This window comes from Mucilaginibacter ximonensis (genome assembly GCF_042686265.1).
GTDB lineage: Bacteria > Bacteroidota > Bacteroidia > Sphingobacteriales > Sphingobacteriaceae > Mucilaginibacter > Mucilaginibacter ximonensis.
Map to the genome: position 1 here is coordinate 540,493 of NZ_JBHUPD010000003.1, position 11,261 is coordinate 551,753.

Annotated in this window: 16 protein-coding genes; 5 read left to right on the plus strand and 11 right to left on the minus strand. The window is 43.1% G+C overall.

The window, feature by feature from the left end; all coding sequences use genetic code 11:
* Positions 1-37 precede the first annotated feature (37 nt).
* From ACFS5N_RS16410 to ACFS5N_RS16460, 11 genes are read right to left on the minus strand one after another with little or no spacing between them, the layout of a single operon-like run.
* The gene (locus tag ACFS5N_RS16410) at positions 38-457 is read right to left on the minus strand and encodes a hypothetical protein (protein ID WP_377188016.1); all 420 of its coding nucleotides are present in this window, start codon (positions 455-457) and stop codon (positions 38-40) included.
* Between the two features lie 10 nt (positions 458-467).
* Positions 468-602: a hypothetical protein gene (locus tag ACFS5N_RS16415; RefSeq protein ID WP_377188019.1), complete on the minus strand. Its 135-nt coding sequence runs from the start codon at positions 600-602 to the stop codon at positions 468-470.
* A gap of 37 nt (positions 603-639) precedes the next feature.
* Entirely contained in the window at positions 640-1,290 is a 651-nt protein-coding gene (locus ACFS5N_RS16420; protein ID WP_377188022.1) for a DUF3164 family protein, read from the minus strand.
* Between the two features lie 11 nt (positions 1,291-1,301).
* The gene (locus tag ACFS5N_RS16425; RefSeq protein WP_377188025.1) at positions 1,302-1,610 is read right to left on the minus strand and encodes a hypothetical protein; all 309 of its coding nucleotides are present in this window, start codon (positions 1,608-1,610) and stop codon (positions 1,302-1,304) included.
* Complete coding sequence (locus ACFS5N_RS16430; RefSeq protein ID WP_377188028.1) at positions 1,579-1,971, minus strand: helix-turn-helix domain-containing protein; 393 nt, start codon at positions 1,969-1,971, stop codon at positions 1,579-1,581. The genes ACFS5N_RS16425 and ACFS5N_RS16430 overlap by 32 nt, the downstream gene beginning before the upstream one ends.
* Positions 1,968-2,297, minus strand: coding sequence for a hypothetical protein (locus ACFS5N_RS16435; RefSeq protein WP_377188031.1), 330 nt, complete (start codon positions 2,295-2,297; stop codon positions 1,968-1,970). Before ACFS5N_RS16435 ends, ACFS5N_RS16430 begins: the two co-directional genes overlap by 4 nt.
* Positions 2,294-2,686: a hypothetical protein gene (locus tag ACFS5N_RS16440; protein WP_377188034.1), complete on the minus strand. Its 393-nt coding sequence runs from the start codon at positions 2,684-2,686 to the stop codon at positions 2,294-2,296. The genes ACFS5N_RS16435 and ACFS5N_RS16440 overlap by 4 nt, the downstream gene beginning before the upstream one ends.
* Positions 2,683-3,318 (minus strand): hypothetical protein, encoded by a 636-nt coding sequence (locus tag ACFS5N_RS16445; protein ID WP_377188036.1) that lies wholly within the window; start codon positions 3,316-3,318, stop codon positions 2,683-2,685. Before ACFS5N_RS16445 ends, ACFS5N_RS16440 begins: the two co-directional genes overlap by 4 nt.
* Positions 3,319-3,323: 5 nt before the next feature.
* Complete coding sequence (locus ACFS5N_RS16450; protein ID WP_377188039.1) at positions 3,324-4,232, minus strand: AAA family ATPase; 909 nt, start codon at positions 4,230-4,232, stop codon at positions 3,324-3,326.
* A gap of 13 nt (positions 4,233-4,245) precedes the next feature.
* Positions 4,246-6,276 (minus strand): hypothetical protein, encoded by a 2,031-nt coding sequence (locus tag ACFS5N_RS16455; RefSeq protein WP_377188042.1) that lies wholly within the window; start codon positions 6,274-6,276, stop codon positions 4,246-4,248.
* Positions 6,277-6,303: 27 nt separating this feature from the next.
* Complete coding sequence (locus tag ACFS5N_RS16460; RefSeq protein ID WP_377188045.1) at positions 6,304-6,495, minus strand: hypothetical protein; 192 nt, start codon at positions 6,493-6,495, stop codon at positions 6,304-6,306.
* 78 nt (positions 6,496-6,573) lie between these two features.
* Between ACFS5N_RS16460 and ACFS5N_RS16465 the strand changes: the two genes are divergently transcribed.
* From ACFS5N_RS16465 to ACFS5N_RS16485, 5 genes are all read left to right on the plus strand, one after another.
* Entirely contained in the window at positions 6,574-7,386 is an 813-nt protein-coding gene (locus tag ACFS5N_RS16465; protein ID WP_377188048.1) for an XRE family transcriptional regulator, read from the plus strand.
* 6 nt (positions 7,387-7,392) lie between these two features.
* Positions 7,393-7,941 carry a hypothetical protein gene (locus tag ACFS5N_RS16470; protein WP_377188051.1) on the plus strand — a complete coding sequence of 183 codons (549 nt, stop codon included), beginning with the start codon at positions 7,393-7,395 and terminating at the stop codon, positions 7,939-7,941.
* A 4-nt stretch (positions 7,942-7,945) separates the two neighbouring features.
* Complete coding sequence (locus ACFS5N_RS16475) at positions 7,946-8,506, plus strand: hypothetical protein (protein WP_377188054.1); 561 nt, start codon at positions 7,946-7,948, stop codon at positions 8,504-8,506.
* Between the two features lie 591 nt (positions 8,507-9,097).
* A complete protein-coding gene (locus ACFS5N_RS16480) occupies positions 9,098-10,543 on the plus strand; it encodes a phytoene desaturase family protein (protein ID WP_377188057.1) in 1,446 nt (481 codons plus the stop codon).
* Positions 10,544-10,916: 373 nt separating this feature from the next.
* The gene (locus tag ACFS5N_RS16485; protein ID WP_377188060.1) at positions 10,917-11,234 is read left to right on the plus strand and encodes a hypothetical protein; all 318 of its coding nucleotides are present in this window, start codon (positions 10,917-10,919) and stop codon (positions 11,232-11,234) included.
* The last annotated feature ends 27 nt before the right edge of the window (positions 11,235-11,261 follow it).

Here is an 11,261-nt window from a genome sequence, read left to right on the forward strand (position 1 = left end):
GCCGGTATCGATCCGGTCGCTGAAGCTCCAAGCCGGGTTAGTTAATTTCGGTTACAAGATTTTCGTTAATCAGGCGTTCAAGGGCCTCATTCGGGGTTAAACCTTCCGCATATAGCTCGTCGACAGCTCCTTTTATTTCAGATGGAATCATGATTTTCCTTTCATATCCCAATGTGGTTAACTGATGTAGCCAGTTATGGTACTCTTCCTGTGTAGCCGAGAAGCATTCGTTACAGTAGTCGTTACCTTCCGTGTCGTTACCGCCTGCCTCGCCTTCTAATATTGACACTCCGCAGCCATTGCAGTGATCAATACCTAACCACTTGTCGCCATCAAAGACACTATCTGCCTTAAAGCCTCTATTTTGCTTTTCAGCCAACTTTACCGCATCCAGCGGGGTAGCTGCTTCGACATCCACGTCAATGATCGATCTGAGTTCTATTCTGTAATTTTTCATGCTACAGATCTTAACAGGTGTACATCCTGCCAATCAGGTAAATAAATGCGCCGCCTAATAGTATCAGTGTTGTAAATACAAACACTGCTTCAGTAAGCGACATTTCGTCGCTTATTACTCTGTCTATAAATCTTTTTGCTTTCATGTTATTTAATTGTGTTTTAAATGGTGATTAATTCGGGTTATGCTGTGATTGAAAATGACATGCTGATCTCACGTCCGTCTTGTACCTGTTTGCGGTAGTAGCCGCGCACATACATGGTCGTGCGTGTTTTAAACTGGCTTTGCTCGACGATCTCCACACCCTCGGTAAATAGATCATTATCCATTTCGGCTTTAAGCTCTGACAGGGCTATTACCTTTGTCGGGTTCAGATCGCCCTTTTTGTTCTTTTTGGTAAGCGTGGATATGATCTTTTGAAGCTTTTCGCGGTTGGCATCGTCTACAGACAGCGACGAGATAAACTCATGTATTTTTTGCAGGCCAACGTCAACCGTGTTGTCAAAGCCGATGATCTCATTGTAACCGATGATGATCTGTGCTTTGCCGTCGCGGGCGGTAAACGTGTGGCTTGACTGCTTTTCATCAAAGCCGTAGGTCTCCTTTTTAAGCGCTATAACCGACGCGAACCGATTAAAGACAGTTTGTATTATCTCTTCCTGTTTTTGGCCGAAATCAGCGCAAATCGGGGCCAGCTCGACCACCGCTTCATCCATCAATGTTTTTAGCGCTTCGCGGTCATCTACTTTTTTCTTTTTGGCGGCTTTCTGCTCTGCGGCCAACTCGTTTAGTAAGGTTTTCTTTTCTTCTGGTGTTAATGTTTGTAAATTCATATCAATAATTTTTATGCGTATACTTTGTCTATTTCTCCGATGTGATTGTTTATAAAAGCGGCCTCATAAAGGCGGCTGTAGCCTAAACCCCTGTCCCTGAAGTACAGGTAATAGGCGATAGCTTCTTCGTCGGTCAGTGCCAGGCTATACCCCTGTCCTTTTAGCCTTGCTTCGAGTCGGGTTCTGAGCTTCTTATAAATTTTAATCATGATAAGCTGCAATAGCTTGTCGTCCATATGGATTGGCTTTTCTGGTATTACCAGATCCTCGAAAACTAGTCGCAGGGCGTTAGCTTGCTGTATGTTCAGTTTTATGGTCATGTCGTCGGTTTATTCTTTCTAATAATTGGTTCACACGGGCTTTAAATCTGGAGTCGGAAAACATCAGGTCGTTTACCGTATCGATACTGTAAATTGCCGTTGAATGATCCAGTTCAAACAGCCCGCCTATATGCTTAAATGGCATCTTAGGATAGGTCTTTCGAATCAGGTATATAGCAACCTGTCTCGGTTCGGTATAGGCTCGTTTTCGGCTTTTCTTTACGATCTTGTTAACCGAAACCTGATAGTTATTTGCGACTATTTCTATGATGTCGGCAGGTGGCATATTTGAGCCAAGCACCTGCGCCGCCCCGTAGGCATTCCGCCATACAAAAGGCGATGGTTTACAATAGGCCATCATGCCGCATCCTCCAGTTGTGTGATCCTGCCCATAATCGACAGGTAGCTCCTTTTGAAATACCTGTCATAGCCATCCATCCAGGGCCATGTACTTAAAATCGCGTCCGCATTTTGTATCAGCGTATAAACTCGGTTAGGAGAAACGCTGATCATCCTGGCTATAAAGGCAGCGCCGTAACCTTCCTGGTCTAATACCAGCGCTATCATGCAGCGCAGGCGCAGTCCTGGGTGATACTTTGAAAGCCGCACCTCGTAGGTGCCTGCTATCTCTGAAAGCCGCATACCCATTTCCTGCTCTGTAATCCTTATTATCTCTTGTGGGTTCATTTGCAAATCATTCTCACTACGTTTTCAAATCGGTTATAAAAGTTCTCGTCGGTATAAAGCTGTTTAGCATCGTGTATGTACCGGTATTCGGCCCGCATTTCCGGCACATCGAACTTGCACTCATAGGCCGCTGGCAGAAATTTCTGCTGGTTACGCGCCGACCATTCGTTATTCCAAAATCCGCGGTAAAGCGGCGAGGTCAGTATCGGACGCATCAGCTCATACTTATTCTCGCAGGCCATGGCGACAAAGCTTTCATACTGGCGGTACTGATCCCAGCAGTAATGCTCAGGCGTGTAGCCCAAAAGCGCACAGATTTCGCCCAGCTCTTCAGCCTGGCGATCTCTCACCTTGCCGATGTGTGTTGCAGGTATGGTTAGTGTCTTCATGCTGTTTTGTTCATTATATCCTGACCGTGATACAAGAGCGACCGGCTCTCGTCTATCATGATCATACCGCCAGGGCATCTGCCGGATACGTGGCAGGCCAGGCCCTCAACTCGTATTATAATTTTTGCCAGTTTCCGCACTTCTCTCGCCAGTGCTGTATAAGGCTCTCCGCGCTCTTCGTGAGCCAGGAAAATGAATAGTACTTCGGGAAACTCCCTGAGTAATGGTTGTACTTGTGATGGCTTAAGCTCGGCGCGATAACAGGTCAGGTTATCTATGATGACTATTCGGGGCGCTTTTCGCTTTTTTAAGCGCTCTTTTAAGTCTTCCAGGGCTTCGTACTCCTCAACTTGTATCTGCGTGTCTGAGGCGCTTATTTTAGCCCTCTTCAACGATGCGACGAAATCCTTTCCGGTTCCCTCTTCCGCCGACACGTAATGCACTTTTTCAAATTGACTCAGGTACTTTGCCGCCAGCATTGTAATCCACGTCTTGCCATTCTTTTCAGGCCCCCAGATCAGCCACGCTCCGGCTCGGTCAGGGTTGCCGCATCTATCTTTCCAGATGCCGTCAAATTCAAATTCCTGGTGTTTTTTATCGAAGAGGTTTTTGATAGTTTTAGCCCTCCTCATTTAGTCTATGCCGCCCTTTCTAAAATCAGTGTACTTTCCAGTCGTCTCAAACCGCCTATCTGGTTGGTCAGCTTGTCAATCTTCATACATTTTGCTGCCAGCGCAGGTATTTGCGCATGGTTCCTGATGTTTGCCTCCAGTACCTTGTAGATCAGGTTTCTGATAAACAGCGTTCTGTCGTTGGCGCTCAGTTCTGAGGTAAGGCTGGAGAATGAACCGGAGAAACGGCTGAATAGCGCCCTGAATCCTGGCTTGTGGCTCCTGATCGCTTTCTCTATCAGGTGGCTCAGGCTATCATCGCCGATCATGTACCACGCGCAGTAACCTTCAGTACCATTCCAGAACTCCTTTAGCTCCAGAAATACTTCCAGCTTCAGGTCTCCGGCGTCGTCAATGATCACTATAGGTTCTTTTAAGGTCAGCAGCTGCTCTTTGATCGATGCTTTGATATCGGCTATCCTTCCGCTGTTGTCTACGCCTACGGCCTGTGCAAGCGCACGAACGAAAAGGTGTTTGGTTTTGCACTGGCTGCCATCCAGGTAAATCACGTTCTCTATTCTCATGGCCAGATCTTTGGCGGCAGTGGTTTTGCCGATCTCGCAGATATCCACGAATATCATAGCCTTGCTATGCTTTTTACAGAACATCACATCCTCTTCAATTTGCTCATACACGTCCGTTCTGGCTATTTTAAGGTTTAGCTTACCAGGCAGTATGTTTAACTGCCTGCCTATGCGAAGCCAGTTTGCATCGCTGATAATGCCGGTAAGCTCGCCGCCTTTTAACCGGCTGAATACCGACTTGTTGATATCCCATTTGATGGAAAAAGCTTCGTTTGTACCGCCGTAGTTTTTGCGCACTTCCAGTAACGCCTTAGCTACTTTTTGTCTGAATTCATTGTTTACTTCAATCATGGTCATCAATAGTTTAAAATCTTTCGTTAAGGCTCCTTCTGAAGCCTGGTTGCATATATTGGTTGTTATTAGGAATTTCAGTTTCGGTATTGCCGGTCTCACCGGTGTTTCCCTCCTGGTAGCGTACCTTTTTAGGTAGGCCAGGCATCACGAAGTCATCAAACTCAGGCTTTCTCTCGTCTATCAGGATGATAGGATCTATCGAGCGTTTAACACGCCTGCCGTAAGCATCGATCGTGGCGGCATAAGCGCTCATGATGGTTCTGGCATGGTGATCGTCGACCGTCTGCTCAATCCGCGCACGTTGGTACTCCGGTTTCTGTATGGCCTCGCAGATCAGCTGGCCGTCAAGGTATACCAGCGCTTTGAAGATCACTCCGTCGTCGTCGTCCATCCAGTACACCACTACCTTTTTACCTTCAACCTGCTTCATTAAGCCGATCAGCTTTTCGCCGAGGGCGATGCTGCCGTCAAGACCGAGCAGGTATTCACCGTAGTTTAATTCGATAGTTCCGGTGCGCACGCTGGTATCTGTTTTATAGCCTATATGCGGTAATATGGCCTCGTAATTGGTGGCTTTCAGATCAGGGTTTTGCATTGTGCAAAACATCTTCCAGCGCGAAATATGGGTATGCGTGCGGTGCGGCTGATTGTTCCATTTGGTAATGTCCGCCAGTGAGTTCTCTACGATCTCACCGTATGGCAGGCGCGGAACGTTTTCTGAAGGTATGGCCGGTTGGTTAGCCTCGGTGATGGCGTTAGGTCTGGCCAGCCATCCTTCTTTGTCTTTTTCGTAACCGTAACGTAATGATCTGAAGTAGCGCTCTATCTTCTTTGCGCGGGCCTTGTTGGCTTCAATACGCACGTATTGGAACATCGCACCCTCACGCAAAAAACTGTCTTTGTAGCTGCTGTTTAAGCTCATTTCGGCCTCAAGCTCTGCCGGTAGCTTAAAGCCCCAGCTATGATAGTTGCGTACAAGCTGGCGGTAAAACTCCAGGATAATACCTTCCTTGGTTTCGCCGTGCACCCAGCAGGTGAACGCTTCGCTGGCCAGATCAATGCCCATGTAAAACCATAGCCTTTTGCCGTTCTCCATTTTGAAAGGCGGCTGGCGGTCGTCGATAGAAAGGATACTACCGGCGTATTTCGGAATCTTAAGTGAGTGACTCGGTGTAAAGTGCTGCATGTATACCTGGCGGTTGCCTGAGCGCAGTTCGTAGGTGCCTATGGCGCTCGCCCACGACTTCATATAGTTTTTTACGGTAGTATCGCTCAGGGCCTTAAAGTCCTTCGGATCGTAAGCCTCGCCGGTGTCGCCGTTGATGGCTTGCATATAGCCGTTTATAAAGGCGTCATAACGGCGGTGTACTTCGGTTGCGGTAGGTTTCTTTTTAGTTCCTGCAAACAGGCACTCCAGCAGGTTAAGTGTGGTATCGGTAACCTTGCGGGTGTTCTGGTTGCCGTGTTTTTTGCTGATTAGGGTTTCATAGCCTTCACATTCGAACGCCTTAAGCGTATCCATGAACGTACGGTAGTTATCCGGCAGCGTGTGCTCTACGTTATCCTTGTCAAGCAGGTACTTTCTGAAGCTGATGGCATCTTTCCATACCGTCTCGTTAACATCGCCGGTCTTGCCACCTTTGTTTCTGCGGTCATCTATACGGGCCTTACGAAGACGTAAAGCAGCTTGAAGGACGCTGGCGTTAGTGATGTACCGCTCCTGGTATTCCGGACGCAGGTACGTGCCGTTTTCAAACCGATAAGTGGTGTAGTAAGCGACAGCGTCAGAGTCAACCCTGTAAAAACGCTCCATGATATGATTAATCCGGCGCGGATCTGGGATTGAGTTTTGCACCTCGGCAGGCAGCGTATCGTAGTTATACAAGGCAATGCGGCCATTGCCGCCACGCTGTACGCGCTTGATGCCGTAGTTTTTTTTAAGGTGACGTCTAACTGTCTCTTTTAAATTACTGTAATTGAAAAACTTTGGCACAAGTTCATCCTGCGTCACTACTAAAATATCGTTCCAAATGTGCGGCATAGCTTAATTGTAATTAGGTTAGTTATCTTATAGTCCTTTTTCGATAAGTTGCTCTCTCTGCTCGACGATGATTGTTAAAGCTTTGATCATTGATTCATGATGCTTGCTTTCTTCTCTCTCTATGGCTTTATAACCATTAGCTGTACTGATCCCTACCATTTTTGAAGCGGTGTCGATATCACCAGGTTTAATTTTTTCTTTCAGATTATCGATTGGCATAACTATGTTTGTCTAAATATTTAGACAAATGTTGCAAGAATTTATTTCAAATGCAAGAAATTATTTCAAAAAAGTGAAATGACTATACACGCCCGCATAAAAGACCTAAGAATACAGTCTGGTAAAAGCCAGGAGGAGTTTGCTGTATCTATAAATTTGAAGCGGGGTAACCTATCTCAAATAGAATTAGGCAAACAATTGCCGACTTTAGATACCATTAGAGAAATTGCAAGAATTTATGGCAAAAGTTACCAGTGGATTATTGATGGAAACGAAAATTCGGCATCCTATGGCGAGCATAAACCAGCGGTTCCTGTCCTAAACGAACCAAAGGTGAGTTATATTCCACAAGTAGTTACTGTAACGCCAGATGATGACGATATCATTAGCATTGTTGGACAAAAAGCTGCTGCGGGATATTTGAATGGATATTCTGATCCTGAATTTATCGAAAGACTACCTACGATATCAGCACCTGGTTATCGGGGTGCCTTGCATCGTGCCTTTGAGATCAGAGGTAACTCTATGCCGCCTTTGCACACAGGTTCAATAAGCATAGGCAGATATGTAGAAAGCCTTACTGATATTAAAAACCGGCGCGTCTATATAATACTGTCAAAACTTGATGGGGTGGTTATTAAGCGAGTAATAAATGTTCCTGAAGAACAAAAACTTATCTTAATATCGGATAATCCAAATAAACGAGAATTCGGAAATTATACCATTGACTATGAAGACATTCTCGAAGTATGGTATTGGCGGGGGGGATTGATTAGAGAACTTCCAGATCCTTCAGATCTATACAACAGAATGAACGATTATGAAGCCAGATTGACAATTTTAGAGGAAAGACAACTACAAATGATAGGAAAAGGCAAACAAAAGGGTTAAATAATTATGCATCAATTACTATTTAATTTTTCTGGTTGTAAAACTTTCGAAGAATTTATGCAGGCAAATGAACAGTTTTATTTTTGCTATAATAATTATAAATCGGAAACTTTTTTTTCGGAAGCCTTATTCTTTCTTGAAGAAAGAGCCCTTATTTTAGCTAAAAATGAGTATGGTCAAGCCATCATTCATATGCAATTAAAACGATTATGGGACAATATAGTAACTAATATTAATATCTTTCCATATTTGGAATACGATGCGGTTATAGATGATTACGCTACAGATATTGATCGGAAATTAAATAAGGTTATCAAAAGAGCAGATGATGATTTTTGGGATGTATATTTCCCTCTTAATTACAAGGGCGATAGGAGTACGGTTAGACAATTAATATCTGGAAATCTGTCGAATGTCACTGATCTACCATTGCCAAATCCAGGTTACAGAAAAAATTTATATAAAATTCATAAAATCGACTTGAACAAACGCATTTTTTTAATTCATAATACACAGGAAAATATCTCTTTATTTAAAAACAGTTTTAAAACATAAGTATATGAAAATACAATACTTGTTATTAATATTTGTCTCTGCTTTTTATAAAGCAAATGCGCAAACTGTAACAATTGACAGTATTTATAAAACGAGCAAAATAGATACAGTTGTTTTTACAAAATTCACTAGATCTCAAGCATACGAAAGCATATTGAAATATTTCCGTTCGAGACCTGATGGGACAAGTGATTTAAGATATTTGACAAGTCAAGATCCGTTAGATGGAAAGATAACTTTTACAGGCCATATAGCTAAAAATATCATCAAACATTTAAGGCCAAAAGATAAAGACACAATCGAATTAGTAGCCCTAAACTACAAAGGAACAGTTTATATTAAAGATCAAAAATATAAGATCATATTAAACTCGCTTGTATATCAATATGGCTTTAAATCAGCTATTGATATCCCAGATTACGCCTTAAAAAATGGTATCGATTGGACGCCTTTATCTGCATCAAATGATGAAAATAAAGAAAATACTTTATGTAAGGAACTTGCGAAATCTCTTATTGTTGATATTGCGCGAAAAACAAATATAAGTTCAGATTCTGACTTTTAATATAACTACCTGAAGATCAATAATATGTATTTGTATACGGTTTTAAACTTTTTGTTTTATAGGGTGTCGAATCATTAAAAACAAGCATTTTTTACCCTGTTTTATGACCTTATAGGGTACTTAATTCGCTAAATTAAACACACATTTGTGTCCCCAACTGTGGCCCCAACTGTGTAACCAACTGTTTATACTTGTTGTTTTTGGCATAAAACAGGGGGTAAAATTGCTATTTCAGACAGGCACCTGCACTGGCAAATCAGCGCTAAAACATCAATTTAAACCGCTTATAAACGCTGTTTTAAGTCGGTTTAAACGCTGTTTTTACCTATAAAATCTCAGTTTTTGTAACAATTGCAAGGTATGCAGGGGCAAGTTTCACAGGCAAAATCGCAGCAAATCGCAGTTTGCACTTTTCGTTTTTCGCCGCCACCAAACAAAAAAAGCGCTAAAAAGCGCCTTAACAATATCAAAAAAGCCTTTTTTTTCAATTTTGCCGTTTGGTATTATTTGTATGTTTTGTTTTACCCCCTATATTTGTTTTTAAACAACCTGTTAATTCTACGCGTTTTAATAACCTATATTTGTTTACGCATGAGTTTAGAAAAACGCGAATACGATGCCATTGTAGTAGGTTCTGGCCCTAACGGACTGGCGGCTGCTATCTTGATGCAAGAACAAGGCTTACGCGTTTTACTTATCGAGGGCATGGATAAGTTAGGAGGTGGCCTGTTATCTGCTGAGTTAACTTTGCCCGGTTTTATCCATGATGTTTGTTCTGCTATTCATCCGCTGGCTGTGGCTTCTCCATTTTTTAAGACCCTGCCATTGGAAAGACATGGGTTGAGTTTCATACAACCTGAACTGGCGGCGGCACACCCTTTTGATGACGGCAGTGCCGCCATACTTGATCATTCTATCCAAAAAACGGCGCAATATCTCGGAGCCGATGAAATAACTTATATAGAGTTAATGCAATCGGTTACCCAAAACTGGCAGCTGATTGATAAAGATGCCTTAGGTCCGTTGCATTATCCGCAACATCCGTTAGCTATGGCCCGTTTTGGCTTAAAAGCATTAACAAGCGCGGGGCATTTTATTAAACGATTTAAAACTATTGAAGGGCGGGGTTTATTTGCTGGCATGGCGGCCCATTCTATACAACCCTTAAATAATTTAGGCACTACAGCCGTAGGTTTAGTGCTATTGGCCGCAGGGCATATGCAAGGATGGCCTATACCTAAGGGCGGTTCAATTAGTATTGCCAACGCTTTAGCGAGCTATTTTATGTCGATAGGTGGGCAGGTGCAAACGGGCACTTATGTAAAATCGCTTGAGCAATTGCCACCTGCCCATGCCGTTTTGTTTGATGTCACACCGAGGCAGTTACTGCAAATTGCCGGACATAAATTTTCGCCCATTTATAAATGGCAATTGGAGCGTTACCGTTATGGAATGGGCGTGTATAAAATAGATTGGGTGCTTGACGGACCGATACCTTTTACCAACGCAGATTGCCGACGTGCCGGTACAATTCACCTCGGAAATACGTTCGAGGAAATTGCTGCAGGTGAACTGTCAACCAGCAAAGGCCGGCCGGTTGACAGGCCATTTGTGTTATTGGCACAGCAAAGCCTTTTTGACAGCAGTCGCGCTCTTGAGGGAAAGCAAACGGCCTGGGCTTATTGCCACGTCCCCAATGGCTCAACAAAGGACATGACCAATATTATTGAAACCCAGGTTGAACGTTTTGCACCGGGCTTTAGAGATTTGATACTGGCCCGGCATACAATGAACACACATCAAATGCAGCACTATAATCACAACTATATAGGCGGCGACATCAACGGCGGTGTAATGGATATCCGTCAATTGTTTACCCGGCCTGCGCTACGCTGGTCGCCCTACAAAACATCTGCAAAAGGTTTATATATCTGTTCGTCGTCGACGCCGCCGGGAGGCGGTGTACACGGTATGTGCGGTTATAATGCTGCTAAGCGGGCACTCAAAGATGTATTTAACATCAAAGTTTCGCTGTGATCCACTGTCGTTTTTTAAACGATTATCTGCCTATTGTCTTCTTAAAATAGTTTTTATTGGACGCTTTGTTGCTGCAGTGTGTAGATAAAAATATACGTCTATGCCTTAAAAACGGCTTTTTTATATTCAAAACACTCGTGGCATAGTTTTTATTTAGTTAAAGATGAAAAACAGATGAAAATCGGCTTATCGAATACCGAAGAATCAAGCTTAATATCCTAATAAAAAAGCTATTGCCGGTAGATATTAAATAGTTTCAGTTTAAAAATAACTTGTGGTTAACCGTTTGATGGTTAAAGGCAGTTTGGTTTGGGCTGAGCTATGAGTAAAACGGAAAGTAATTTGTTTTTTAAAAACAACGCTAATAAACAGTATGAAAAGATTTGAAGAAAATGCATCTGTAGTTTACACAGATAATGAAGGAAGGCAAATTGACACCTTTGTGATTTTTGCTACCGATGCCGTGACGGGGCTTACACACATTAACCATGAAAACCTGCAAGTACCGCTTGACAGGCTCAGGCTGCACGAAAAAACAGTTACGCGTTACCACTTACCTATAGCCGATGCTTTTAGCTTTGAGATATTTAGAAAATTAAGGGATAAATATGCAGCGCTTGACAGCCGCGTAAAGCAGGAAATTTTAAAACCAGAACTGGCGCCCCTTACCTTATTGGCAAAAGCTTCGTAAAAGAAATTTTGTTTAACTTTTACAATT